Genomic DNA, 24,311 nt, shown 5'->3' with positions numbered 1-24,311 from the left:
TAGTGGGAGAAGGACCAGGGACGGCAAGTTCGCGCACGCACGCCGATCAGCAGAATTGAGAGCAAAGGCTGAGATAGGTGAAGCAGCGTCGGCCAGCATGATCAAATTGAACCGAAGATTAAAGCTCGACCATCGTGGTGAAGCGCACGCCACCATCAACTGGTCGTTGGGCCGATGCCCTTCGTCCTCTAAGCTGGACGACACCTGCCCGTCAGTTCGTCGTCAGCTTGCCTGAGTATCATTCGCAGCAGGGCCTAAGCAGCCCGAACTCGCTGCGACGAAATGTACGCCGAAGAGACACGCGAATCGCCATGTATGATCGAACCGGGGGCTCATGCACATACGCTAGCGAAGGTGACGAACCGAGTTAATCGGTGGACAGCGACAGCTGTGCCCGCCGTTATCAACCGTATTCTATGGGGTAGCTCCAGACTGATCGAGTAAAAAGCGAATAACTAGCGATTTCATAGTGCACTCTTCCATCCATACCACGATGATCGGAAGAAATGTGGAGAGTGAGCTTTTCTATGGCTCCGGATTGAAACAGGACGGCCGAGATCGACATCTTGCAAACTCAGTCGGCAACAAATGGCTCGTCCGTTGAAGCTTGTTGGCCCCGGCTGTATTGGCAGTGGCGACTTCAGGAGTGCTGCTACACGCAACCCAACGCGTCCCAGCCGCTTGAATTCACCAAAAAAAGCACCAAAACGCAGAAATTAACCGTAGATGCGCAGCTCATTGCATTAATCTAGATCTAGATATTCGTTAAATTCAGCAATCCTCGCGAAGCGCTCAGCGAGCTGCTTCGCCCCGAACGTGCACATCAGACTTGGCATCGCTGCACCTCACCTGCGGGTATGGTGGAAGCGGCGAAGACGCATGGTGAAACGGTAAAGACAATGTAGGGAGGCTAACTACGCAATGCCCGGCTAGAGGAGAACATACGCTAAGCTTCCATTTTGGCTCGATTGAGGGCCTATGATCTGTGCTGGCCCCGAGATGGCGTGCGAGGCTTGCATCTATCGATGCTACCTTGTGAGATGGATGCCACTGTCGGCCTGATCTTCCTCTCACCGGAGATGTCCCGATCGCTGTTGAACTACGTCGGACCGGCGTTGGCGGAATGAATGTTACGCGGCTCTCGTGACGTGGGCAACGGGCTTGATCGTCATGCGATCGTGGTGAGCTTGAAGGGCCGCACGCAGAACCGACAATTGCTTATGCGCCTTCAATCGTCGGAAGCCCTTGTTGGCCTCGATCATGCCGGCCGCGACCCATCGCAAGGCCATGCCGGCATCCCGCCAGCGTTTGACGTTGCGCGTGACGCGGCGAATGGTACCCATCATGTTCTCGGCGATGTTGGTACAGGCGAGCGATCGACGCAGCTCCTTCGGCAGCTTCAACCGGACGACAGTCAGGATTTCGTCGAGGCCTTCGAGAATGCTGGCCGCTACGCCGGGCCATTGCTGGTCGAGTCGACGCGCGAGATTGCGGATCAATTTTTCAGCCTTGTCGGCATCATCGAGCTCCCAGGCCTGGCGCAGCACCCGACGGGTGGCCGCATGATGCTCTTTCGGCAGGCGTTCCGTGATGTTGCGCGCCTTGTGGATCTGACAGCGCTGGATCGCGGCGGCCGAACCGAAGGTGCGGCGGATCGCCTTCGACAACGCTTTCGCGCCGTCGACGATGAACAGTCTTGGCACCGTCGGGGCGAGCCCGCGGGAGACCAGGTTGTCCAGCAGGGCTTGAACCGTTGCGGCGTTCTCGGTTGCCCCTTCCACCAGCGCCAGCGGATGCTTGTTGCCTTCACCGTCGACCCCGATCGCGGCGACCAGCACGAGATCGTCGCCGAGATGCAGCCCGTCGATTTGAACCACCAGAAGGTCGAGCGCGGACAGATCGGCAGCCATGAAGTCGGCCAGCCGCGCCGCCGACAGCGCCACAAACCTCCGCGAGGCCGCCGACTTCGAAACCCCCGATCCGGGCGGTGCCGGCACATCACCCTCGGGCAGCCGGACAGCGCGGCCGAACCGGCGCGTCGATACATTGATCAGCATCAGGTTCATCGCCCAGCGACCAAGCCAGTCCTCCTCCGCCGCCGTTTCCCAGCTCGGGATCGTGACCTCGCGGCCGTCCAGGCCCCGGACCCGCGGGCGCTCGACCTCGATCTTGCCGCCGTGGAAGCCGATCCGTCCCCGCGTTCGGCCCCAACGGTGCGCCCGCCGCGCCGCGTCGCGACCGTGGCGCGGCCCGCAGGCCGCCGTGACATCCGCCTCCATCATCGTGCCGAGCGCCTCGATCCCTGCCGCAAGGCAGAACCGATCGAAGCTCGCCCGCACTTCTGCAAACGCTTCGTCCACAGCCCCGGTCGCCGGCGAACCAGCCGGTGTGATATCTCTCGTCATGGCGTTGCTCTCCTTTGTGGAATCAGCACCCCGAGCCTACCGGCTCAAGGGGGGCAACGCCGACCTCTTCAGAAATTCAACAGAACCCCGGGACATCCCCCCTCTCACCCCCAACACACCTGAAAACTCATAATGAAGCCACGGCGCGCGGCTTCGCCGAAGGATGACGCTGTTGACGAGTTTGGGTTAGTTCCGCACTGTGCCACATCCATGAGTAGTTCGATTGATGATAGCCTAAGTGAGATGAAATCAGTGCGAAACGATATTTGGCGTTATCGTAAGTTGCTTCAAAACGAGTTGCCTGATGAGCAGCGAAAAATCATCGAGCAACGCCTGGCTGAACAGTGTTCGGCTTTCGAGCGGCTTTTGGCGACCACATTTCCTTTCACGTTGAGGCTCAAGTCAACTTCAGTGCCTGTGCCGCCAACACCTAACTAAACCTAACCCGCATGAGCCCTATCCTCCTTATCCTCGGCTCACCTGGGATCCAGCCCAGACTGAGTTGATCAATGGAAGTGAAATGGTGGAAAATGCGATGCATGATACCAGGCAGGATGTTGATCGCTATCGTTGACTCGAGTGACCTCGGCGCGCCGGCGGCGACGACGATGGATAGGCGAGGAGAAGGCCCGCATCGTGGAGCAACGTTTTAAGCAGGGTGTGAACATTGCACGCGGTCTTTGGCGCAATCGCGTTGCCCGCGGAAGCCCGCGATCGCCCGCCACCTTGAGCAAATCCGTCAGCAAGTCAGAGCGGAGAGGCCGCAATCTCCGGAAGCCAATAGACAAAGCAGAGCCAGCTTGAATTTTGAGCATAAGCGCTCCTTTAAAGCGAACGATCTTTGCCGAAAATGGGGAGCAGCAGGTGATCGCAGTAACGCCTCATTCACACGTTGACGTTAAGGTTCAATGACAGATCTTACTCCGGCAGGATGATCGACTCCTGGCGGAGCAGAGTCATCACCAGCGGCCAGGACGGTGCGATCGCCCACGCGGCATTTGTTGAATTTATCGCATTGCTATATTTTGGACGATTTTCGGGATGCAATTCACATCAAGGCCGGGGAGCCGATTATGCGATACGATCGGATAGACGCCCGCATCCTCGAGATCGTGCAAAAGAATAACCGCCTAACTTCCGAGGTGATCGGCGCACTGGCGGGGCTTTCTGCAACCGCGTGTCAACGCCGACTGAAGAGGCTCCGTTCGGAAGGTATTATCGAGGCCGATGTTTCAATCGTTTCGCCGAAAGCGGTGGGCAGACCTATTCAAATGCTGGTGCTGGTGACCCTGGAGCGAGAGCGTTCAGATATAATCGATAGATTCAAGAAGGCCATCAGATCATCAGTTGAGGTCGTCAACGGCTTCTACGTCACCGGCGACGCGGACTTTGTCCTGTACGTTACCGCGCCCACCATGGAAGATTATGAGGAGTTCACTCGGCGATTCTTCTATGTGAACCCGGACATCAAGAGCTTTAAAACTATGGTCGTATTGGATCGCGTAAAGGCGGGCTTTGCTGTTCCAGTTGAGACACCATCCGGGAATTGACTACACACTGATGCAGGCGTTTCACTCCGCGTTTTGAGGCGTTTCGCGCTCTTCGTCACTTAACCGATAGAACCGCCGATGAATTTGCTCGGCTTGTCCATATTGAGTATCCCTCCGCCAAAGGCCGCCTTGTTCGACGAACGCGATCGCTGCAGGTCCTAGGGGTAATCCTAGGAGAAGCGCTATGACGATTTCGCGTGCGGAGGTGATCACATCGGTAGAGCGGCGGCGCCGGTGGTCGCAGGATGAGAAGGAGCGGCTCGTTGCAGCATCGCTCGAGCCCGGAGCCAGCGTTTCCGAGGTGGCCCGCCTGGCCGGCCTTCATGTGAGCCAGCTGTTCAGGTGGCGCAAAGAGCTTTGCAAGCACGGTGAAACGAGTAGAGCGCCGTTCGTGCCGGTCGCGATTGGGCCGTCTGTGCCGCCGCCGGAGGTGGCCGAAGCGCCGTTGACGACGACGGCGGCGCGTCGACGGAAGAGCCAGGGCATCATCGAGATTGATCTTGGTAGCGGGCACCGGATCCGGGTCGATGGCGACGTTGATGGAGACGCACTGCGTCGCGTTCTCGATGCTTTGGTACGCCGATGATCCCGGTTCCGACGGGCGCGCGAGTGTGGCTCGCGACAGGCTACACGGACATGCGCCGAGGCTTTCCGTCGTTGGCACTCCAAGTGCAGGAGGTGCTGCGCAAGGACCCGCTCAGCGGTCATCTGTTCGTGTTCCGCGGTCGCCGAAGCGATCTTGTGAAGGTGATCTGGCACGATGGCCAGGGGGCATGCCTGTTTACCAAGAGACTCGAGAGAGGAAGGTTCATCTGGCCAACGGTTGCGGGCGAAGCAGTGACGATCTCACCGGCGCAGATGAACTACCTGTTGTCCGGAATCGATTGGCGCAACCCTCAAGATACGCTGCGACCAACGCGGGTCGGATAGCCGTTTTACGGTTTGAATCTGCAACGTGATCTGATTCAATGGCTTCATGACATCGAAGCCGGACGACCTTCCATCGGACCTCGTGAGTGCCCTGGCGGCGCTGCAGGCCGAGCGTGAGGCGCGGCTGCAAGCCGAGGCGGTAGCCGCCAGTGCGCGGGCGGAGCTGTCGGCCAACGAGGCGCTGATCGTGCATCTTGAGCTGCGGATCGAGAAGCTCAAGCGCGAACTGTACGGGCAGCGCTCCGAGCGCACGGCGCGGCTGATCGAGCAATTGGAATTGGAGCTCGAAGAACTTGTCACCACGGCGAGCGAGGACGAGCTTGCCGCTCAGGCCGCCGCGGCGAAAAGCCAGAGCGTGCGCGCCTTCACGCGTCGGCGGCCGGTGCGCAAGCCCTGGCCGGACGACATCGAACGCGAGCGCGTCGTCATCGAGGCCCCGACGAGCTGTGCATGCTGCGGCGGATCGCGCCTGGCGAAGCTGGGCGAGGATGTGACCGAGACGTTGGAGGAGATCCCGCGTCGGTTCAAGCTGATCGAGACGGTGCGGGAAAAGTTCACCTGCCGCGATTGCGAGAAGATCAGCCAGCCGCCGGCACCGTTCCATGCCACGCCGCGCGGCTTCATCGGTCCGCAACTGCTGGCGACGATCTTGTTCGACAAGTTCGGCATGCATATCCCACTCAATCGCCAGAGCGTGCGCTTTAAGGCTGAGAGGATCGATTTGCCGCTATCGACACTGGCCGACCAGGTCGGCCACGGAACCCTTGCCGTCATGCCGCTGTTCCAGCTGATCGAGCGTCATGTGCTCGCGGCTGATCGCCTTCATGGCGACGACACCACCATCCGCATCCTGGCCAAGAGCAAGTGCACGACCGGGCGAATCTGGACCTATGTACGGGATGACCGGCCCTACGGTGGGCCTGCGCCGCCGGCGGCGGCCTATTACGCCTCGAGCGACCGACGGGGCGAACATCCCCAGAAGCATCTGGCCGCCTTCGCCGGTATCCTGCAGGCGGATTGCTATAGCGGCTTCGATCCGTTGTTCGACCCACAAAGGAAAGCGATGCCGATCACGCCGGCATTTTGCCTGGCCCATGCGCGGCGGGGCTTCTTCGAGCTGGCCGACATCGAGAAAACCGCCCGGGACCCACAGAAAGGCAAACCGGTCTCCCCGATCGCGCTGGAGGCGGTCAGGCGTCTTGACGCCCTGTTCGAGATCGAGCGCGCCATCAACGGCCGCAGTGCCGACGAGCGGCGTGCCGTACGCCAGGAGCTGAGCAAGCCGCTGCTCGATGACATGCACGTCTGGCTGCTCCGCGAGCGGGAAACCCTATCGCGCTCCTCCGAGGTCCTGAAGCCCATGAACTACATGCTCAGGCGCTGGGACGACTTCGCCCGCTTCCTCGACGATGGCAGGATCTGCCTCAGCAATAACGCCGCTGAAAGAGCGTTGCGCGGCATCGCGTTGGGCAGGCGCAACTGGACCTTTGCCGGCAGCCTGCGCGGCGCCGACCGCGCCGCCATCATGCTGACCATGATCACGACCTGTCGCCTCAACGACGTCGATCCCAAGGCCTGGCTCGCCGATGTCCTCGCCCGTATCGCCGATCTTCCCGCTTCGCGTCTGCACGAACTGCTGCCCTGGGAATGGAAGCTTTTGCGGCAGGCCAGCGAGCCCACCGATCAGCAGGCCGCCTGACCTGCACGCAACGCAATCATAGTGCTCGCCGCGCTCCCGCGCATGCGTCAATCCGGCGGCCTTCGTCGTATGCGTACGATCCATGAACGCAAGAGCCTCGAGCAAAAGGCATGTGGTTGTTACAATCTTCTTCAGGGACTTACGCCCTTGTCTGAGTTCCTCAGCAAGAGAGCGGACGGTTAGCAAAATCGCCCAGAGGTTCAAACGCACACCCCGAGATGCGCGTCCACGTGCTCCGGAAGTGCTAACCGAGGGGGCGGATGCCGGAAGCGGACGGGAAACTGCGTTTCAGGAATGCCGTGACCGCACCACTAAGGCAGCGGTGTGGACCGGCTTGGAGAAGACCGCTTCTAGGGAAACTCGTGGCGTTGTTGTTCCAGGTAACAACATGACGGTGACCTTCATGTTGGGTAAAGGCTTCCTCACGGAACAGATCGCCCGCGGGAAACGCTTCGAAGGACTTATCACCCTTGGTTGCACGGCCGACGGAATTAACTCTGTCTTTAGGAAGCCGGGCCGAACAGTCTTGCGGCTATTGTGAATACAGAAGAACGGGTTGCTTATGCTGAGGGACGGAACTTATGCCGTTTGGTTCAAAACCCCACGAGGCCAAGGCACCGGCATCGCGCATGTCGCGGACGGTAGAATCTGGGGCCGCGATAGCATCATGATCTACAGTGGCACCTGCGAGGTTGATGGGGACCGGTTCACGGCGATCGTAACGATCAAACGGCACAGCGAAAGGCATGCATCCGTCTTTGGCGCCGATGACCTCACGCTGAAGCTTGAGGGAACCTGCCCCGGCAAGATAGGCAAGTATGTCGGGACGGCGGAACATGTGCCGGGAGTGGTTCTCGAAGGGACGCTCATCCTCAGCGAAGAGCGGCCGACCAAATTTGACCCTTCCAAACTTCCCAAGCTGCCGATGCCGTCGCGCTGAATGATCGGGAACGATCGCGCCACCGCCGAGCCACTAAACTGGCCGAAGGCAAATGCGAGAAGATCAGCTAAAAGATCTGGATTGGCGCGTGAGCCAGCCGCAATGAGAAGCTCTATGCGTCAGCTACAACAGCTTCCCGTCGTAGCCCGGATTGATACAGTGGAAGTCCTGAATACGTTCCTGCGAATGCTGCTCACCGCTTCTGTCGATGGCAGAGCGATTGGAAGTGATTAGCAGGGGCGCGCCAGCGATTTAGGACCGCGTTGGCGGCCCACTTCCATGAGGACTCACGGTCCTATATCTCGCGGCCGCGACCGGCTCCGGGTCGAAGGTTAGGGCAGGGGACATGATCACCATTATACTGGCCAACTACAGCAAGAGCGTCCGATGACGACGCGCGGATTTTTACAATGGCGGCAATCGTTGCGATTGGAGCTTGGGTCTTGTGGCCCAAGCCCGCCGCCTTCGCCCAAAAAGAAGTCGACAAGATCAAGGAAGACATCCGGACTGAGTTTAGCAGGGGTGAAAGTCTCAAGGTGATCGAGGTTCAATTGATCCGAGAGGACGACCGAAAGCTGGCCGGCTTTGTAAAGTTGGAGGTCGAGGCCTTGGCGGAACTGAAAAGCCTCCGGCGGTCTCTTCGACGGCCCATAACGAAGGAATGCATGGCCTCGATGGACGAGAACTGGCATGTTGCCGAGCATGACTTTTACTAATGGCGCCGACGACATCGTGCCCGATTAAGTCCGGCTCGCTTGCTGACCAATAGCAAACGCCGCGCTTTTCTCGCACGAGCAGTGAGCCGGCGGCACCGCAGCGGCCATGATGCACCACCGAATACCCTGGACTTTTCCTGATCATGGCGGACGATTATGGCACCACCGGAAGGGACGCGTTGGTCAAGGCACTCACGCAAAAAACAGGAGGATCAGTCCGCCGCTAAGGGCGGCCAACCAGATAAGCGCCACCACGAATGGGACGTCGTGAAGGGTCATGCTCATGCCTAGCGAAAAGCCGCCGATCGTAGATCGGCGGCCCCCAAGGTTACAATCGATTACAAAGTATGAATTCGCCTCCCTGGGTTTTCGAGATTACGCCGCACGATCTTCACTGCCTTCACATATGTTAAAATGATCGTGGCAATGGCCTTGCACGTCAGCCGCGTTGCTCCCATGACTGAGGAGCTGGAGATGAAGGTTCGAATTCGTTCACACGCGCCATAAGGATTATGCGTTTGGTCTCAGGACTCCATGGCGACTTTCAAGCGAGCTTTCTCTAGACGATGCCTGAGTGCAGTGAGCCTATTAGCGAACTCACTCAGTTCGTGAAGACCGAAATCACCAAAAACAAATTTATCGAGGAGTTCCTGTTGTGCAGCGACGCTAGCGAGATGCTTGCAAGTCTTGTCCGTCAGTGACATCTGGACGACCCGGGCATCGCTTGTGGAGGTCCTACGCCGCAGGAAGCCCTTCTTCTCCAGCAGCTTTGATTGGGTCGTGACGAATGAAGGGTCGACGTGCATAAGTTTCGATACCACGTTGACCGGAACACCGTTTTCTCTATCCAGCTCCGTCAAGGCCATCAAGATCATCCACTGTGGTCCAGTAATTCCAAGTACATCGGCACGGAATTGGCGAAGTTCCTCCAGACATAAATTGATCGATCTTATTTCCCACATGAATCGCCGGACCACCTCCTGACTCTCAGCAGAGCCACTGTCGGCCGCTCTTGCTAGACTGGGCATGTCCTGAGTCATCGTATGTCAGCAGTTCATTCTTTGGTTCGTTTCCCCTAGCGCAGATTGAGAATACGGACAATGCCGTCCGCGCGAACCCCCGGCGCGCTCAGATCGTTCGGGCACTCGGCGAACTGCCGGATCACCTTGGCGTCACTGCAATCGAAAACCGGAGGCTGGGTTGCCGCGAGCAAAAGTAGACAATGCGGTGTGGTGAAATCAGTCGAAAAAAGCGCGGGATCGCAGAATTTATTCGCCGGCGACGGACGCATTGCATTAATCAATATCGATACCCTCGTTACTATGCAGGGCCAAGTGTAACCCTGTTTCACGAGCCCGACGGTGGGTGTCGGCAAATACAATCGCGCGGTCAAACCTATCTCAATTGGCGAAACGGATAGGAGTGGGACAGGCTAGGTATTTCTACCGCGGCACGCCCAGATGCGATCGCAGGGCGCATTTCCAGCCCCAACGTCATGTCCCGGCGGAGGAAGCCGTGAACTGGGCGCGCTTTTCAATCGAGCGTATCGACAACCTATGCCGCTGGAGAGGGCACGAGAGGAATTCCCCGACGCATACTGAACGCTGACGACTTCGCCACGTTTCATTTTGGCGCCAGCGGGGAAGCTGGCCGCGCGCCCAAACGCGGAGGAGCACGCTGCGCGGCCACCGTAGCGGCTCAGCACGAAGTATTCTGCCTGACCGCTTCGCGGTTCAACCGACGGCGAACGATCAATTCGCTGGCCGTCCCTTGCTAGCTCTCTTACACTTTACATGTATGAACGCCGCGCTTTTGCTGAATGCAGAAAAAAAGCCCGCGCGAACTTCACACGGCCAAATCAGGGAGGAAACGCCCCATGCGCCTCTGAACCAGAGCTCCAAGAATGAATGATCGCATAACCATTGTCTTGCGTCGCTTGGCGGAGAATCTCGCTCATGTTTCGCATCTTTCGCGCAAAAATGACCAACTGATCGCAGCTATCCCTCGAAAGCGTCGTACGACATGGCAGTTTGCGTTACATCGGTCGCAAATTGATGTCCCGTTAATCGGAATCCAGATTGCGTTCGGGTAAACGCGCGTGCTCCTAGCGTGCGAGTAGAGCAGCAATACAAAGCGGTGACCCAAACAAGCGCGCCAGGGTGCCACGCCGATTTCAGCGCCCAGGCAACCTCAGCGCTCAAAGTGGGCCATGCGTTGTGCGCGGTAGTGGGGCACTGAAGGCTGACCAAAGAACTACAACGGCTTCCCGTAGTCTCCCGGATTGATAGACCGGAATCTCTGAATACGTTGGCGCGAATGCTGCTCACCGCTTCTGTCTGTGCCAGGGCGATTGGAAGTGATTAGCAGGGGCCGCCAACGATTTAAGAATCGCGTTGACGGCCCACTTACCATCAGGACTCCCATCCTATATCTCGGCCGCGACCGATTCCGATCAAGGTTAAGGCAGGGGACATGATGACCATTATATTTACCAACTACAGCAAGAGCGTCCGATGACAAAGGGCGGAGTTTTCACAGTGGCGGCAACCGTCTCCGCCGACGCCGAGAAGGCCTGTGAAGCCATCTTGGCGCACCTGACCAGATAGCTTCGGGATTCGGGATCTGGTTTAGCCCTTGCCCGCCCATCCGCGTCGGGTTGGAGAGCCCGCGGCAGAGAAGCCAGAGCGTTCATTAGGCTGGGGCCGAGTTTCGACGAGCCGATCCGGTTGCCGGGCGGCAGGGAAACTGGTCTACCTGCGACGCTGCAACTACATCCCCAGTTTTGCCAGGATGAGGCCGAACTGGCACGCGGTTATTGAAGCGCTGATCCTAATTTGCGCGCTGGGCGAGCTCACGATACTCGCACGGATCAGCATCATGGCATTGAACCGCAACGATATTCGCGAATACAACCGGAGAGCAAAAGCGCAAGCCAATTGAGGATAGTCAAATGAGAACAGTTTGGATTTATGTCGACACTAGCAAGCAGGTCGGCGACACAGATCATCTTAGGGTGTTTGCGACGCTCGAGGTCGCTGATGCTTGGCTAGAAGAGTACGATCGGGAAGGCGTCGCGTTTGAATACCCGGTGATCATCGGCGAGGTTCGTACACCGAGGCCCTGATCTCCGGACAGCGTTGAGTTTTGGAATAATCGGCCCGGCTGAATGTGTGATCTCCATTCGATCAACAGCCAAGAAACCATTCGCGCGCCGTTCCGCGTGATCAACCGCTATGTTGGCAACCTAGCGGCGAGCCAGGTGTGTTCCTGGACTATCGGCTCCTGTAATCCGGAATGCCGACGGTGAGCGCGAAATTGCGGTAGTGCCGCCACGGCCGCGCACTGGCGGTCAGCCTGCGCCGTCAACGACGTCGATGAGACTGCAATCCGCCGTGGCCAGACCGAAGAAGGATCGAAAATCTTCAGCTCCTGGGGCGTCGCCAATAATCGCCGCCGAAGCAACGAACGGACGACCTGTCCTTTCCAGCAGCGCGGCGACCAGTCCGTTCCGCTCCCGGCGACGATGAGCATCAACGGCTCACTCACCCGTCGGGCTATCTGCAAGAGCGTCGCCGAATCGAGACAGCTCATCTCGGCGGCGCCGTAGGGATGGGAGTGCCAGTCACCGAGATAGTCCAAATCGCCGCCACTTGCTTCGAACGCGTGGTTGATTTCCGCCACCTGCCACTTGTGATCCGGCAGGAAACAATGGCGACCGTGAAGGGCGAGGGGGCCGGGGCCGCGCAGATCGACGATGATACGATCCTCGCCTGAACGCCAACCGAGAAGGATTCCTCCGTTCTCCAGGGGCGACAAATCCCGCGCGCATTCGGCCATCGAGTGCATCACGCGCGAGGATAGCCACACGATCATCAGCTGGCTCCGCAGCATCTTGGGTGAGGTGGGCAGGAGTGTGCCTCCCAACGCGGCAGAGTCCTCGATCCGTCTTCGTTCTTGAGCGTCAGCACGGCAACGGCCCAACCGCCAGGATGGCAGTTTCCCTCCGAGAGCAATCCGACCACCGTACGAACGATTTCGAGCGAGATCTCCTGTAGGTCGAAGCCGCCGCCGGTGAACGTCGGGGCGTTGCAGCCGAGCGGAATCACCATGCCGACGTTGTCGACGCGTGGCTCGGGTATGCGCTTGTCCTTCCAGTGCTCGTTGAGGCAGACGAAGCAGCCTTCGGCGTCCGGCAGAAAACGCGCGACCAAGCCACCTGCAACCCCATATGTCGCGTGACCGGCGACGTAGGGGACACCGAACCGCTTGCAGTAGTGCGACAGGGCAAGCTGCACTTCTTCCGATGCGGAAGCGTCGACCACCACGTCCGCGCCGCGCAGCGCGTCGAAGACTGGCGCCAGCCCGTTGCCGGAGCCAGGTGCGATCGCGGCGGCATTGGTGGTTGCCTGGCCGAGACGTCTGGGAATGAAGCACGCTTTCGTCCATGGATAGTTGTCGGCGATGAACTTCACGAGAGCCGAGGCCTTGCCTCTTCCCCAGGCTGAGCGACCCAGCGGCCAGCGCAGGCTGTTGCCCGGTTGGACCATGTCGAAGTCAAGAAAGGTGAGTTCTCCGACGCCGGCGCGCGCCAATTCTAGGCCGGAGAAGCTTCCGATCGCGCCGGCCCCGACGACGACGGCCTTCTTTGTCAGAAGCGATTTGGCGATGGGCAGCCGTGAAAAGACGTCGTCCTTTCCGGCGCGCTCGCCGAGCACCAATCGCGGCGCACCGGCGGTCGTTCCGTCCGCAAGTGCAGGCCGAGTGACCAGGAACAGCCATCCCGCGCCGTTCTTCTGAGGGCCGTACTTGACCTCCTCCGGAAACACGATGCCGGTGATAGAGAGAGGACCACGCGCCGCCTCGTTGACTTTGCGCACGCTGGCGGGCTGCATCACGGCCTGGCGTGCAAGTTCTGCTTCGGCAAGCCGAAGCAACTCGCGCGCATCTGTGGTCGCTGGCGGAGTGAACTTGACCCACCGACCGGTGAGCACCTGAGCGTCTTGTGGCTCCGTCGGAAATCCGAACCGTTTTCCGATGGCTGCGCCGCTGCTGGTCTTCAATTGCCGCAGCACGCCTTCAAAGGCGGCCTGGTTTGTGCTGTTGAAGCGACCCGAGCAGACTACCTCCAGCAGCCCATGCGGCGCCGGCGGCAACGGAGCGTGACCGTCGAATAGGATGACCGAGTCCTCTTCAGAGGCTCCCGCGAAGTACGGCATTAACGGATCGGCGGCCTGCTCCTCAAGCTTGGCTGCATCGTCCCAGCGACTCTCCCTTCTTGCGTTCAGGGCGCGCAGGAGATGGTTCAATCGTTCCTGGACGAAGGCGGCGACGAGCTGGTTGGAGTCCCACTGTCCCGATTCCTGCGTCAGCAGGCACAGCTCGCGGCTGAGGGGGTTTTGATGCCGTTCGAAGCTCTCGTTCGGCGCAGCCACCGCGGGGCGGAAAAAGGGATGCAGCGGAGAATACCCGATGCGCAACAGCATGGGTACGGACTGTCCATCCACCGGCCAGTCCGCTTCCAGGATCAGGATCCCGCTTCCCTTGTGAATAGTTCGGGGCGCAATACCGAGCCGTGCGAACTCCGCCAGCTCGGCATCAAGAACCTCCGGCCAAATTGTCCACCAATCCTGGTCGGCACGGGGCTAGCTGTGCTTAGACAAGCTTAGCCCACAGGACGATGGCCGGGCGGCGAACTCGGGCGCGGCGGGCCTTTGCCCGGTGTCTCGCTGGGCGGGCCAGGCGGCACGTCAGGATGCTCCGGGTGCTCCGGACGGGGCGGTTTAGCCATTCGTAAAATCCGTCTCATCTTACAGTTACCTTGGCGCCATGGCGCCGAATAGAGAACCTATGCCCCCACTAGGGACATTTTATTAGGGACACGTTTTCCCAGTGGTCGCAGAAACGAAAACTTCGATCGTCAGGGCTTTCTTATATCGGATTGAGATGCGTCAGGAACCCTTTTCGTTCACCTCGGCATAGCCGCCCTTGTCGTCCCATTTATAAACGACATAGTCGATCTGCGTGATGTCGCCCTTGGCATCATATTCCAGCTTGCCGATCGCAGTCTCCCAGGAGCCCGCTTTGATCGTATCTATCACCTTCTTCGGATCCGTGGTGCCGGCCTTGGCCACAGCCTGCGCCCACACCTGTACCGCAGCGTAGGTGTAGAGCGTGTAGCCTTCGGGGTCGATGTTCTTGGCTCTGAACTTTTCGACGATTGCAGCCGCCGTCGGCTTCTTGCGTGGGTCGGGTCCGAAGGTGAAGAGCGTGCCTGCGCCGGCGGCGCCGGTGATCGAGGCATATTCCTTGTCGGCCAACGCGTCACCCGACATTAGCACGGTCTTCAGACCCTGGTCGTGCATCTGGCGCAGAATCAGGCCGGCTTCCTGATGGTAGCCGCCGACAAAGACCAGATCGATGTTGTCGCGCTTCAGCCGCGAGACGATCGAGTTAAAGTCCTTGTCGCCCTTGTTGTAGGACTCGAACATCTTCTCGGTGACGCCGGCCTTGTTGAGCGCCTTCTTGGTTTCGTCGGCGAGGCCTTTGCCGTAGGTGGTCTTGTCGTTGAGGATGGCGACGTTCTTGCCCTTGTAGTTCTTGACGATGTAGTCGGCGGCAACCAGGCCCTGCTGATCGTCACGGCCGCAGACGCGCGCCACGTTCCACAGCTTGCGCTCGGTGAACAGCGGGTTGGTCGAGGCCGGCGTAATCTGCAGCACGTTGCCGTCGGCATAGGCTTCGGAGGCCGGGATCGATGACGACGAGCAGAAGTGACCGGCCACGAAGGGGATCTTGGCACTGGCGAACTTTTCCGCCACCGAGCGCGCCTGCTTGGGATCGCAGGCATCGTCGCCGATCTGCAGCGCCAGCTTCTTGCCGAGCACGCCGCCGGCGGCGTTGATGTCGGCCACCGCCTGTTCGGCGCCGTTCTTCATCTGCCGGCCGAATGCGGATTCGCCGCCGGTTATCGGTCCCGCGACAGCGATGGTGATGTCCTCCGCGAATGCCGCTGTGGAGAACGCGAGGGATGTACCAAGTGCCAAGCCGAAGAGCCAGAGTGATTTCATGGAGTGGTCCTCACAAAATGAACGAAGGCGAGCGGGCTCGAGCAGAGCAGCACGAGCCCCGTCGCGTCAGTGCCACGAAGCCTTTGGAGACAAGGTCATGATCGTGCATGAAACACCGTCGATTGCGTCGCAGAAGAGAGGAGCAGTCCCGCCTTGGCTCGATGAGAAAACAACCGCCTCTGCCGAAAGCACGAGCTTCTAGTCGGGGAGGCGCCTTCAGAAAGCTCGTCGCCCGAAAGCAGAATGTTAAGTATCTGCCGGCGTCGAGCCAGCAAGGCAAGGAATCGGAGCGGCATACGCAAAGGGAAGTTCGTCCGAGCAAGCGATCGTAACTTGCAATGCGTTCGTCCCGTCTCACCCTCGTAGAGCACTATCGATCTCATACCGCCGCGCAATGTCCAACGCATGAAGTTGCCAACATGAACATTAGCCGGATCTGGTGGGCATGAAAGCAATAGGTCTGTCCGCAACGTACAGAGCGCGCCTTTAATTGTGATGCTTAACTCTCGTCCAAAGCGTACCAGCTGCGTTATCTGCTTGCTCCGGCGGGCATCGGTCCGCTCCGTACAAAGTTTCCACGTCGATAACAACGAAATCTCGAATGAGATTCTGCTAGGTTTAACAAATTGCCGGTAAGGTCCCGAGCCTTAACGTTCGAAGGGGGCGCAATGTGAAAATGCTAGTTCGCTTTTTACGCGATGAGTCTCGAGCTATCGCCATAGAATATGGGCTGATAGCGGTGGGTATCTCACTTATGGCAGCCGTGAATAGGCCAGGATCTAAACTCAGTACGAAGTTCGCTCCGATCAACGGCTCTGTGACCGGTGGCGCTCGCCGGCTCGCTCGCGCCGAATTAACCGATCCGTCGTAAACTGAACCGCAAGGGGGTTCGGCCAGATTACGCGAGCGACATTCCTCGGCCGGCCGGGGATGGGACGGAACGCAGCAGGGGATAGCATGAATAACAGTGCCAAGAAATTGCGGCTGCCGCCGCGGGGCGCCGCACTTTGCAACGAAGCCATTGAGGGATTTGCCGATCGAGCCGCGAAAGTCGCGATGATCGCGGAAGCGTCGCAGAAATTAGAGGAGCTATTCGACGTTCTGCGTATCGATCATGTGAACGATCATAACACCCGCGATACGCCGCGGCGGGTCGCCAAGATGCTTGTTGAGGAAGTGCTGCGCGGCCGTTACGACGCGGCGCCGAAAATCACCGAATTCGAAAACGTCGAACGCTGTGATCGTCTGATTGTCACCGGACCGATCGACGTGCGCTCGACTTGTGCGCATCACCTCATGCCGATCCATGGACAAGCCTACATCGGCGTGCTTCCATCGCCCGAGGGCAAGATCATCGGCTTGTCGAAATACGACCGCATCGTCGAGTACTTCTGCGCGCGACTGCAGATCCAGGAGGAGCTCGTCTCCCAGATCGGCAACTACATCGTCGACGCGACTGCGCCGAAGGGGCTCGCCATTCGGATTAGCGCAGTTCACATGTGCAGGACCCACCGCGGGGTCCGCGCGAGCGAGCAGAGCCGGATGATCAACAGCGCCTTCTTCGGTGAGATGCTGCACAACCAGGATCTTAAGAACGAATTCCTGCACGAGGCTCTGGCGCTGGAACGGCGAATCGGCACATGAACGTTCGTCAAGAAAATAAATCTGGCATGGCAACCAGCCTGCTGTCTAAACCTTCCTCGCCGCCGATTGCGCCCGCCTCGGCCGGTCTGATCTACCGTTCGACCAAGACGTACGGTCACAGCGAAGGCTTGTCATGCTGCTTTCGGCAGTGGCGCGCGACGCACTCGCATTGCAGCCTGCTGCATGGTTACGCTCTGTCCTTCGCCTTTGTCTTCAGCACACGCGAGCTCGATGAATGCAACTGGTGCTTCGATTTCGGAGACCTGAAGGAGGTCAAGGCGTGGCTGCATCACATGTTCGATCACACGACGCTGGTCGCGGCGGACGATCCACACCTTACCGTCTTTGAATCGTTGCAGCGGACGGGGCTGGCAGAGCTTCGCGTGCTGCCGGGAGTGGGGTGCGAAGCGATTGCAAGGCACGCCTTCGATCACATATCGGATTATGTGGCGAAGAAAACAGCGGCCAGGGTGTGGCTTGAAAGCGTGGAAGTCCGCGAACACAGCGGCAACTCCGCGATCTACTGCAATCCGGCCGGAGCCTGATGTCCACACCGATGCAACGTTCAGGACAGTCACGACATCCTCGCGTGACTGCGTGGACGGCGCTTCGCGCCGACTGAAGTCCAGAGAGGGCGCACGCTACCGTCGCGAGCGGACGAAGGCAGTGACAAAAACGAGCGACTAACGCCGCCGCTAACGGCAATCTTGACTGCGACGACTTCGATATAATCGTCTTTGATCATGCCGAACTGGCCTCCCGCAATTCGAATGTCGATCTGCCCTTTGGCCAGCCGAACTCCAGCCGCCCGTCCATCACAGGCGATTACTGCCCCCTTTGGAACGGCGATCGCGGGAACATCAGAAAGCTTTGCAGGCCAAAACCGTAACACACTCGCCGGGCGCAAACAGAGCGCCGGAATTGTCGAGTTCGATGACGGTCTCTACCGAAGCTTCGTATTGTTTCAATGTCGGGCCCACAGAAACCGGGGTCGCTGAAAAAATCTGCCGTGGCGAACCTTCAAAATAGACACTGATACTCCTGCCGACGCCCATAAGGCTAGGCTTGCCTCGGGATGGCCGTGCCGAAACACAGCTTCGAGGCGTCGAATAATTCGAGCGATGCCCTTCAGAGATTCGCGAACGGCCGTATCAAGCGTCGGCACATCAGTGCCCGCGCGACAGGCCGGGGCAACATCCGTCTTTTCTCCGTTCACACGTCAGGTTACCGGAGCGTTTGTGAAGTGCATGCCTTCAAGAATAACTTCGAGCGGGCGAGGCTCAAAGTGACCGTGCAAGGCGGCGAGGCAAAGCGCCGCCCTGATAACTTTCGCCTAGGCCGCCGTCTCCCGGTTCGCACCGAGCGCCAGTAAATCGGCGATCTGTTTGCCCGACATGGGCCGGAAGAAGTAAAAACCCTGCGCATCGGTGCAGCCGGCGACCTGCAGGCTCTCCTTCTGTTGCACTGTTTCAACTCCCTCGCCGGTTGTCTTCATGCGGAGCGTGTGCGCGAGATCGATGACCGACTGGATGATCGACATGCAATCTGCATCGGTGGTCATCTCGCGGACGAACGTTTGGTCGATCTTGATCTTGTCGAACGGAAAGCGCCGTAGATAGCTGAGCGAGGAGTATCCGGTTCCAAAGTCATCGAGCGCGATCCCGACCCCGAGTTCGCGCATCCGATGCAACGTAGCCATCGTGGTGTCGTTGTCCTGCAGCAGCAGCGATTCGGTGATCTCGAGCTCTAGCCGTTCGGCTGGGAGGCCTGAAGCCGCCAGCGCCAGCACCACGTTGTGCGGAAGGTTGGGATTATTGAACTGCGCCGGCGACATGTTGACCGCGATCTTGACATCGGATCGCCAGCCTGCTGCTTCATGGCAGGCTCGACGCAGCGCCCAATCACCGATCGCAGGAATGAGTCCCGCCTCTTCGGCGATGGGGATGAATTCGGACGGCGGCACAGGACCCCGCACCGGGTGATTCCACCGAAGCAGCGCCTCACACCCGATTATCCGGCCCGAGGTCAGATTAACCTGGGGCTGGTACAGGAGGTGAAATTCACCTTCCGCCAGCGCAACTCGCAAGTCCAATTCGATCTGCCGCCGCGTCTGCAGTTCCAGATTCATTTCCGCTTTGAAAAGGCAGAATGTCGCCCGGCCCGCCGCCTTTGCCTGATATAGGGCGAGGTCTGCGTTCTTGAGCAGCTCATCAGGAGCATGGCCGTCCGCCAGCGCGAGCGCGACGCCGATGCTCGTTCCGATGTTGATGTGGTGTCCATCGATCTCGAATGGTTCGGCGATGGCCCGAAGTATTCGGTCGGCAAGCTGAGAGATGTCGTGATTGGATGCATCCATCGCCAGCACGGCGAATTCGTCTCCGCCGAGCCGTGCAACCAGATCGCCGGGCCGCACGGTCGCGCTCAGGCGTTCTGCCACAGATTTCAGCAGCGCATCTCCGACCGGATGGCCGAGCGTATCGTTCACGTTCTTGAAGCGGTCGAGGTCAAGCAGCATGACTGCAAACCCTCCGCCATCTTCTGCACGCTCGAGCGCTGCGATCATGCGCTCATGAAACAACGTGCGGTTTGGCAGGCCGGTCAACGCATCATGGTGCGCCATGTGCGCGATCCGCGCCTCGGCACGCCTCCGCTCCGTCAGATCCTCATATGTTGCCACCCAGCCTCCCTCGCTGAGCGGCTGATGTGATACGCCCACGGTGCGCCCGTCGTTCAATTCCTCGAAGTAGGTCCGGGCCCGGTTCTCATGCACCAGGATCTGTTGATTGGCATAAACCTGGTACAGGCTGGCGCCCTCGTCGCTGCTCGCGGAAAGGAATTCCGCAAGGTGACGCATCGGCGCGCCGGCCTTCAGCAGGTTCTTGTCGAAACCGAACATCGCCTGATAGCGCTGGTTGCAGATGACAAGTCGCTGCTGTGCGTCCACCAGGCAAAGCGCCTGCGACATATTGCCGAGAGCGGCCTCGAACCTTTCGTTTTGCGTGCGCAGGTCACGATCACGCCGGACAAGCGTCTCGTTCTGCCGCTCCAGCTCGGCGTTGGCGAACTGCACCTCCTGATGAGCTTCCGCCAGGTTTTCGGATGTGACCCGCAGGTCATCAGTGAGCACCTTCATCTCGTTGTGGGCTCTCTGCAGCAGGCGATTGTGCCAGGCGAGCAAGACGATCAGTGCGATGCCGCACACGATCAGCCCGGCCGCCATTACCGAGAAGGTCCAGTGTAGGCGGATCAGCTGGTGCTGATCGTCCGCAACGCGGTCGCCGCCGACGCGGTTGGCGGCGGCGGCGAGCTGGGCGAGACGGGCATCCACCGGCAGCAGGATCTGCAGCAATCTCGGAACATGCGCCGGGTTCAGATCCTCGAGGTACGGTTGGACGGCGTCAAGGGCTCGCGCGAGCGCGTCGATGGTCGCGGCGTATTCCGCATCTGCTTTCACGAACTCCTCGACCTCGCCAGTACGCAGGAGCGAAAGCCGGTTGACAATGATGTCAAAGCGCAGGCGCACCTCGTCCGCGCTGATCTTGCTGTCCGGGAGACCGAACGCGCTTACCCGTTGCTCGAGACGCGTGTACTCTGATGTCGCCTGACCAACCAACCAGGCGACATTGTAACGCGAGACCCGCTCGAGCGCGCTTTGGCGCTCCATCACCAATGCGGAGATGTAAGCGGTGGCGGCAACGAACACGCCGATGACCAGCGCGAGCAAAATTTTGATTGGGCGAAGGTTCGACATGGCGGCCATCGTCGAGCGAAAACGCTGGTTTGCCGTTACTTCACGATCAGGCGGTTCACCTGCCACGCTGAGCGACTGTAGAACTTCTGGCTTCGCAGCTCGGGGTCCGTGTCGTAGGGATAGACGATGAACAGCGGCCCCTTGTCTCGGATCGGCATATATTCGCCATCGCGTTTGATTGCGAGGATAGCGTTGTATTTCGCGAAGTCCTCGACGGGAATCTCGGTACTGTAGTCGTTCAGCGCCATTGCGACCAGACGCTGACCAGTGGCGCCGACGTTCTTCAACAGCTTGTCGAGCGGAACGCCTTCGAACTTGACGGGATGCTTGTACCAGGGCGTGCTGGTTTCGAAGCTCACCATTCCCATCGCTTCTAGGTCGGAACGGCGGAAGGTGAGGCCGGCTTTGGCGTCGGAGGCATTGATCCTGCCGCTGATGGTCAAGATAGGGTGTTCCTGAGCTATGCCGGCCTCAGGCAAGCAGGTGAAGGCGAACGCCAGGCAGGCCGTAACAACGAACGTTAAGCTGCGACGCGGCGCATCTGAATAGGCTTGGGGAATCTCCGGAGCGGCTGGTTGGATGAAGCGATGAACTAACACTGCGCCTTGTTCGAAGTTCTAACGCTGCCGCTCGAGGGCCCGGCTGTTGCACTAGACGGTAACCACTTTGCTAACGCGAAATCGGCAAAGCCGCATAACTGGCGCTTCGGACTAACCCGCAGGGGCTGCTGCGCAGAGCCCAAAATTCAAGGCGAGCGACAGGGCGGCGTTGTACGAACCGATCCGATCTGTCTGGACAACGCGCTAGGGTGACGAGTGAGATCATTCGTTCGTTTCGTACGATACTTGCCGGCGCAACGCCCCCAATTTGCCATTAGTGTCTGTGTGAGAGCGCGTCGAATTCGTCATTCGCGCTCGCCTGGTCGGACAAAGGTTCGGTACCTCGCTGCGCTATCATACGCACCATAGCTTCAATGCTGCTGACATAGGAGAGTGCCCAGATCCACCGCGAGCCATGTGATACCAAAATATTCTTCTCGTAAAAGTCGAGTAAGCTTGTTCGGCTTGAAGTTTGGATCTCTTTCTTGTCACGTGCCAATGCAACTAACTCAGCTTCTTTGGCCATGCCGAAGAGCGCCGCGACCGACCGTCAATATAGCCGCATCAACGTTCTAATCCTCCGGTGGGCTTCCACCGAACGCGGATTCACGGGCAGAGCTCACTTACCTTCCGCCAGGCGCCGTCGCTCGGTGGTCACGTCCGCAAGGGCGAGCGTGATACCGCCGTCGTCTATGCCGACCGCTCTGTGCCAGTCGACGAAAAGCGGCGCGCGAGCGAGAACGGTGACGAAGCGCAGGCCATTCATTCCTCAAGCGCTTCACAGTCTTCAACACTGTCAGTGCGACGACTTGCCTTCGGAGATCACAACGATGGCGCCGCCTCAGCCGCCAGGCCCTGATCGAGCCGAAGGTCAAATACCTGATCAAGGCCACCGGGATCGACTTCCGCATTGGCGGCAATTGCGCCTTCTATGTACCGGCAGAAGAGTGTGCAGGTGCCGCCACCGCAAGCCTATTTCGAGTCCATTAATTGGCTTCGGACGCCCTGCATGAATTGGCGCATGCCAGCGGCCATCCATCACGTCTCAACCCGCGATCTGCCCGGCGCTTACGGCGCCAAGAAGTCGAGGATCTCGTCGTAGAGATATCGTCTGCGTTCAGTTGCGCCTAGCTCGGTATTTAGGACCCGCCCATCGTTCAGAACGCACCGATCTACGTGCCAGTCATGCGGAGCGCGTATGCCTCGCAAATCAACACCGCGGTGCTCCCGCTTGCTGACCTTGCATCGGGCAGCATCAGACAGGCATCCGATGTTGTTATGCCCTAGTGCGAATTCAGTGAGCGCAACATCACTTTTGGCTCAAAGAGGCGCCGCAGCTAGGACGTTCTATTCTGCCGAACTGCCGCGCGATGCAGACTTTGGAGTCCGTGCTCATGCACTCTTTTGCTTCCGCTTCCCTCCTTGGTTCGAGTGGAGGCCAAAGCATTGCGGCGTTCTGCATCGGACCGAGCACGTGGCGTCATGCCGGCCTGGTGTCCACTGATCGAAACCGTTCGGGAGCAGGTGGCTCGCTGTGCCGTGAAATCCATCGAGGCGCCCCCCAAATGCAGGATTTAGGCGTAATCACGCGGGCCATTGCATTAATCAATATTACCAATTGTTACAGTTAGACCCAGACGAACCACAGGCGGTCGCAGAGCGCACATTCGGTGGGGTGTTACCTCGGCGAAGCGTCGATCTTCGTTGGGGTCGCTTCCAGCAGCTTTGCAACAGAGCACAAGGTTCTAAGGAGTCTGAAGCCGAGACGACACACTCAGGTGAGAAACAAGATTCTTCGTTCGTTACGTACTGTGTTTGTCGGAGCAAAGCTGTGCCAAATTTGTCATTTGGTTCTGCGATGGCGCGCCCACTCGGGAGGATGTGAGCCGGCAAAGCCAGCTAACCTGCCCGGCGTGAACTGGAGGAAAAACTAATCATCTTAGCAACGCAGATCCCGGGGGGCTAAACCAGTCAAGCGATTGGAGATGTTGTGAATGGTCAGCGGCCGGGTTGATTGCTGCAGGCGGGCGCACAGGCCGATCTTGAAAGCCAAAGCAGTTGAGGGTGTGAACCTATCGGTCCGACGATAGTGCATCGATAGCCTCACCTTGTGCTCGCATTATCATTTGGAAAACCCGTGCAGCCACTTTGTACTAACGCGGACCCGCGGGTCGTTTCGCGGGAGTGTGAGATGAGCGATTTCAACCAAGAAAGCGTGCTGAGCGTCCATCACTGGACCGACAATCTCTTCAGCTTCACCACTACGCGGGATCCCTCGTTCCGCTTCCGTAGCGGCGAATTCACCAAGATCGGGCTCAAGATCGACGAGAAGCCGCTGCTGCGTGCGTGCAGCCTGGCCAGCGCCTATTACGAGGAACGGCTGGAATTCTTCTCGATCAAAGTGCCGGGTGGTCCCTTAACCTCGCGTCTGCAGCATCTGAAGGAGGGTGACGAGATCATCGTCGGCCGCGAGGCGACGGGGACGCTGGTCCTCGATAATCTCGAGGAAGGGCGCAATCTCTATCTGATCGGCACCGGCACTGGGGTTGCTCCGTTCCTGAGCGTGATCAAGGATCCCGAAACCTATCTTCGATTCAAGAATGTCGTGCTGCTGCATGGCTGCCGCCGCATCGCGGATCTCGCCTATGGCGAGATGATCACGGGAAAACTGCCGAGCGACGAGCTGGTCGGCGACTTTGCGCGTTACCAGTTGATCTATCATCCAACCGTGACGCGCGATCGCTTCTACAACCGTGGACGGATCACCGACCTGATCGCGTCAGGCAAGCTGTTTCCTGACATCGAGCTGCCGGAGCTCGAGCCGCAGCATGACCGCGTTATGATTTGCGGCAGCCCCGCACTGGTGCGCGATGCCCGCGAGCTATTGGTGGCAAAGGGGTTTATCGAAGGCAATCACGGCGAGCCGGCGCAATTCGTGTTCGAAAAGGAGTTCGCCGAACGAAATGGTTTGGGCTCTGCTAGGCCAAGGGGTCTCCACGAATCATGACGG

Annotated in this window: 20 protein-coding genes and 1 pseudogene; 12 read left to right on the top strand and 9 right to left on the bottom strand. The window is 59.1% G+C overall.

Features of this window, described 5'->3' with window-relative positions:
* Positions 1-1,130 precede the first annotated feature (1,130 nt).
* Entirely contained in the window at positions 1,131-2,405 is a 1,275-nt protein-coding gene (locus tag LMTR21_RS24050) for an IS256 family transposase (protein WP_065750578.1), read from the bottom strand.
* Between the two features lie 1,073 nt (positions 2,406-3,478).
* On the opposite strand from LMTR21_RS24050, the gene LMTR21_RS24045 reads away from it, so the two are divergent.
* The 6 genes from LMTR21_RS24045 to LMTR21_RS24020 all read left to right on the top strand — a co-directional run bounded on the left by LMTR21_RS24045 (position 3,479) and on the right by LMTR21_RS24020 (position 8,240).
* A complete protein-coding gene (locus LMTR21_RS24045; RefSeq protein WP_065756983.1) occupies positions 3,479-3,955 on the top strand; it encodes an Lrp/AsnC family transcriptional regulator in 477 nt (158 codons plus the stop codon).
* Positions 3,956-4,139: 184 nt separating this feature from the next.
* Positions 4,140-4,541, top strand: a complete 402-nt coding sequence (tnpA, locus tag LMTR21_RS24040) for an IS66-like element accessory protein TnpA (RefSeq protein ID WP_148636000.1) — start codon at positions 4,140-4,142, stop codon at positions 4,539-4,541.
* Positions 4,538-4,885, top strand: a complete 348-nt coding sequence (gene tnpB / locus LMTR21_RS24035) for an IS66 family insertion sequence element accessory protein TnpB (RefSeq protein ID WP_065756978.1) — start codon at positions 4,538-4,540, stop codon at positions 4,883-4,885. Before tnpA ends, tnpB begins: the two co-directional genes overlap by 4 nt.
* A gap of 46 nt (positions 4,886-4,931) precedes the next feature.
* Positions 4,932-6,584 carry an IS66 family transposase gene (gene tnpC / locus LMTR21_RS24030; RefSeq protein WP_065756977.1) on the top strand — a complete coding sequence of 551 codons (1,653 nt, stop codon included), beginning with the start codon at positions 4,932-4,934 and terminating at the stop codon, positions 6,582-6,584.
* Between the two features lie 562 nt (positions 6,585-7,146).
* Complete coding sequence (locus LMTR21_RS24025; RefSeq protein ID WP_065755964.1) at positions 7,147-7,524, top strand: hypothetical protein; 378 nt, start codon at positions 7,147-7,149, stop codon at positions 7,522-7,524.
* 410 nt (positions 7,525-7,934) lie between these two features.
* Positions 7,935-8,240, top strand: a complete 306-nt coding sequence (locus LMTR21_RS24020; RefSeq protein WP_065755963.1) for a hypothetical protein — start codon at positions 7,935-7,937, stop codon at positions 8,238-8,240.
* 524 nt (positions 8,241-8,764) lie between these two features.
* Here the strand turns inward: LMTR21_RS24020 and LMTR21_RS24015 are convergent.
* Both LMTR21_RS24015 and LMTR21_RS24010 read right to left on the bottom strand, forming a co-directional pair.
* The gene (locus LMTR21_RS24015) at positions 8,765-9,202 is read right to left on the bottom strand and encodes a MarR family winged helix-turn-helix transcriptional regulator (protein ID WP_347339121.1); all 438 of its coding nucleotides are present in this window, start codon (positions 9,200-9,202) and stop codon (positions 8,765-8,767) included.
* 113 nt (positions 9,203-9,315) lie between these two features.
* Complete coding sequence (locus LMTR21_RS24010) at positions 9,316-9,531, bottom strand: hypothetical protein (RefSeq protein WP_065755962.1); 216 nt, start codon at positions 9,529-9,531, stop codon at positions 9,316-9,318.
* 1,659 nt (positions 9,532-11,190) lie between these two features.
* Here LMTR21_RS24010 and LMTR21_RS40210 point away from each other — a divergent pair.
* Positions 11,191-11,364, top strand: a complete 174-nt coding sequence (locus tag LMTR21_RS40210) for a hypothetical protein (RefSeq protein ID WP_187399173.1) — start codon at positions 11,191-11,193, stop codon at positions 11,362-11,364.
* Between the two features lie 107 nt (positions 11,365-11,471).
* Here the strand turns inward: LMTR21_RS40210 and LMTR21_RS41610 are convergent, their stop codons facing one another.
* The 3 genes from LMTR21_RS41610 to LMTR21_RS23995 form a co-directional block, all read right to left on the bottom strand.
* Positions 11,472-12,113 (bottom strand): Mov34/MPN/PAD-1 family protein, encoded by a 642-nt coding sequence (locus LMTR21_RS41610; RefSeq protein WP_187399172.1) that lies wholly within the window; start codon positions 12,111-12,113, stop codon positions 11,472-11,474.
* Entirely contained in the window at positions 12,113-13,723 is a 1,611-nt protein-coding gene (locus tag LMTR21_RS24000) for a ThiF family adenylyltransferase (RefSeq protein WP_065755960.1), read from the bottom strand. Before LMTR21_RS24000 ends, LMTR21_RS41610 begins: the two co-directional genes overlap by 1 nt.
* A 465-nt stretch (positions 13,724-14,188) precedes the next feature.
* The gene (locus tag LMTR21_RS23995) at positions 14,189-15,307 is read right to left on the bottom strand and encodes a branched-chain amino acid ABC transporter substrate-binding protein (protein WP_065755959.1); all 1,119 of its coding nucleotides are present in this window, start codon (positions 15,305-15,307) and stop codon (positions 14,189-14,191) included.
* A 676-nt stretch (positions 15,308-15,983) separates the two neighbouring features.
* Between LMTR21_RS23995 and LMTR21_RS23990 the strand changes: the two genes are divergently transcribed.
* The 3 genes from LMTR21_RS23990 to LMTR21_RS23980 all read left to right on the top strand — a co-directional run bounded on the left by LMTR21_RS23990 (position 15,984) and on the right by LMTR21_RS23980 (position 17,496).
* Positions 15,984-16,178, top strand: coding sequence for a Flp family type IVb pilin (locus LMTR21_RS23990; RefSeq protein WP_084030939.1), 195 nt, complete (start codon positions 15,984-15,986; stop codon positions 16,176-16,178).
* A 107-nt stretch (positions 16,179-16,285) separates the two neighbouring features.
* Positions 16,286-16,951 carry a GTP cyclohydrolase I gene (gene folE, locus LMTR21_RS23985; protein WP_187399171.1) on the top strand — a complete coding sequence of 222 codons (666 nt, stop codon included), beginning with the start codon at positions 16,286-16,288 and terminating at the stop codon, positions 16,949-16,951.
* Complete coding sequence (locus tag LMTR21_RS23980; protein WP_246174107.1) at positions 16,948-17,496, top strand: 6-pyruvoyl trahydropterin synthase family protein; 549 nt, start codon at positions 16,948-16,950, stop codon at positions 17,494-17,496. Before folE ends, LMTR21_RS23980 begins: the two co-directional genes overlap by 4 nt.
* A gap of 788 nt (positions 17,497-18,284) precedes the next feature.
* On the opposite strand, the gene LMTR21_RS23975 is transcribed toward LMTR21_RS23980, so the two are convergent.
* The 3 genes from LMTR21_RS23975 to LMTR21_RS40205 form a co-directional block, all read right to left on the bottom strand.
* A complete protein-coding gene (locus LMTR21_RS23975) occupies positions 18,285-20,702 on the bottom strand; it encodes a putative bifunctional diguanylate cyclase/phosphodiesterase (RefSeq protein ID WP_187399170.1) in 2,418 nt (805 codons plus the stop codon).
* Between the two features lie 35 nt (positions 20,703-20,737).
* The gene (locus tag LMTR21_RS23970) at positions 20,738-21,301 is read right to left on the bottom strand and encodes a putative pterin-binding protein (RefSeq protein ID WP_347339120.1); all 564 of its coding nucleotides are present in this window, start codon (positions 21,299-21,301) and stop codon (positions 20,738-20,740) included.
* A gap of 274 nt (positions 21,302-21,575) precedes the next feature.
* Positions 21,576-21,827, bottom strand: a complete 252-nt coding sequence (locus LMTR21_RS40205) for a hypothetical protein (RefSeq protein ID WP_065755956.1) — start codon at positions 21,825-21,827, stop codon at positions 21,576-21,578.
* Here LMTR21_RS40205 and LMTR21_RS23965 point away from each other — a divergent pair.
* Positions 21,802-22,429: pseudogene (locus tag LMTR21_RS23965) on the top strand (ArdC family protein); the annotation flags it as partial. The gene LMTR21_RS40205 and the pseudogene LMTR21_RS23965 overlap by 26 nt on opposite strands.
* A gap of 1,063 nt (positions 22,430-23,492) precedes the next feature.
* Positions 23,493-24,308: a ferredoxin--NADP reductase gene (locus tag LMTR21_RS23960; RefSeq protein ID WP_065755955.1), complete on the top strand. Its 816-nt coding sequence runs from the start codon at positions 23,493-23,495 to the stop codon at positions 24,306-24,308.
* Positions 24,309-24,311 lie beyond the last annotated feature (3 nt).

The sequence above is a fragment of the Bradyrhizobium paxllaeri genome (assembly GCF_001693515.2).
GTDB classification, from domain to species: domain Bacteria; phylum Pseudomonadota; class Alphaproteobacteria; order Rhizobiales; family Xanthobacteraceae; genus Bradyrhizobium; species Bradyrhizobium paxllaeri.
Note: the sequence above shows the minus strand (reverse complement) of the source record. Positions and strands in the feature narration are given on the sequence as shown.